Below are 1,674 nucleotides of genomic sequence, written 5' to 3'. Positions count from 1 at the left end.
TATCAACTACTACACTTAAAAAGACAGGCCTCGCCATTGGCTAAATGGATACCCCCCTATGCCCGTTCTCAACCAAATTTGTTCTGTAGACCTATGAACTTTTTCTTCTTCTTATCTAGTTGTTCTTTCAATGCTTTTTTATTGGCAGATAACGTACCCGACTCTTTTTCTCTCTCATTAATTCTATCTTTTATCTTTTCAATAAGAAGCAACTCTATATTATCAAAATGTTCAGATACTATTTTCCGTAAATGCTTGTCCGCAAGTGAGTTCTTGTAAGTAGGTAAATTCTTTTTTAATTCTTTATCTATTTTCAGATATAAATTAATAAAACTATTAACTTTACTCAAAGGTCCTGTAGTATTGTGGAGCAAATTAGTAAACGATGTAAGTTCCTTGTAAGGTAATGTGAGGGCCCAATCTTTTAAGCTAAGGTTACGACCATTTATATACTTTGCTACCTCTTTTATGGTATCCTGAACAGAGGGGGCTTCGAGTAGCTTGTTGAGTGTTTTCTTTTTCTTTCCATCGGCTAGCACACTATTTATATATTTTATTACCTCTTTATCATCAATTATTTGTATTTTTTTTTCATATAATTTTTGGAATGCTTCCCTTTGTGGTTTATATATTTTTTCTAATTCTTGTTTTTTTCTTCTATTTCTTCGTTTTTTTCCTCAGATAGTTTTATTAATTGTTGATGTTTTTGATCAAGCTGTGCTATTAATGCTTCGTTTTTTTCGTTAATTATGTTTGCATTTTGTGCCTCTAGCTCCTGTTTCTCTTTATTTATTTTTTCTAATTTTTCTTGTATTTTTTTGTATTCTTCTTGAATTTTTTGCATTTGTTCTTCCATTCTTTCAGTTTTTTTCTTTTCCTCTTCATCCTCTTGACTGTCGTCAAAATCTATATTCTTTAGGGTATCTGACACTGCATGCTCTTTTGGCTCTTCTGATTTCTTGTCAAGATTAGGCTGTTTTAGGCTAGCTTCTTCATCTTGCTCCTCTGGTTTTTTTTTGCCGTTATTAGGATCTTTATGCACAGATTTCTCTTGTGATGTCTTGATTTTTTTCTTACTACCACATTCATAATCAGTAAATAATAATGCAGATAGATACAATACAGCGGTTTTATAGGAATATTTCATATAATTTTATATATTAAACTTGATTTTTTAAAATTGCAATTAATCTAATTGCTATAGTGTAGGCTAAGCTATAGCGTCTACTTTTAAAGATTAGATGTACCCCAATCAGGCTATGGCTATTGGTTGATCAGAAAGATCAAGGAAAAAAAGATGGATGCTATAATATATCCATCTCATCAAAAGGATTATGCAAACTTATAAAAATAATAATATATATACAAAAAATGTTGTCGCATTAGGTCATTAATTTGTTACAATTACGTTAAAAATAGTTTTATGACCAACCATATACTAGCTCTTGAAATTAAAATTAATGCACTAGATTAATCCTATGTTTCAATCTCAGCTGCTACATTGCATAATTAATTTTCAAGATTTTTAAAAAAGTTTCCGTTCACTCCTGTGGCTTATGGTAGGAAAAAAACGCGCCCTTTGAAAAAAGTGCGATCAGAAAGCGGAGTTTACAGCTGAAATAGAAAAACAGTTGCCGGGATGGATTGCAGAGAGGCTCCTGTTTTTCCAGCTGT

The 1,674-nt window shown here is 31.4% G+C and carries 2 protein-coding genes; both read right to left on the bottom strand.

The genetic code is table 11. The features are described 5' to 3' along the window. Window positions 1-68: 68 nt before the first annotated feature. Window positions 69-539: a hypothetical protein gene (locus MUW74_RS03615; protein ID WP_243517895.1), complete on the bottom strand. Its 471-nt coding sequence runs from the start codon at window positions 537-539 to the stop codon at window positions 69-71. A 98-nt stretch (window positions 540-637) separates the two neighbouring features. Beyond that, window positions 638-1,147, bottom strand: a complete 510-nt coding sequence (locus tag MUW74_RS03610; protein WP_243517894.1) for a hypothetical protein — start codon at window positions 1,145-1,147, stop codon at window positions 638-640. Window positions 1,148-1,674: the final 527 nt, after the last annotated feature.

The sequence above is a fragment of the Candidatus Cardinium sp. cBcalN2 genome (assembly GCF_022810445.1).
Taxonomy (GTDB): Bacteria; Bacteroidota; Bacteroidia; order Cytophagales; family Amoebophilaceae; genus Cardinium.
Note: the sequence above shows the minus strand (reverse complement) of the source record. Positions and strands in the feature narration are given on the sequence as shown.

Coding starts and splice junctions, on each gene's coding strand:
- MUW74_RS03610 (WP_243517894.1), bottom strand. CDS start 1,147: ATGAAATATTCCTATAAAACCGCTGTATTGTATCTATCTGCATTATTA.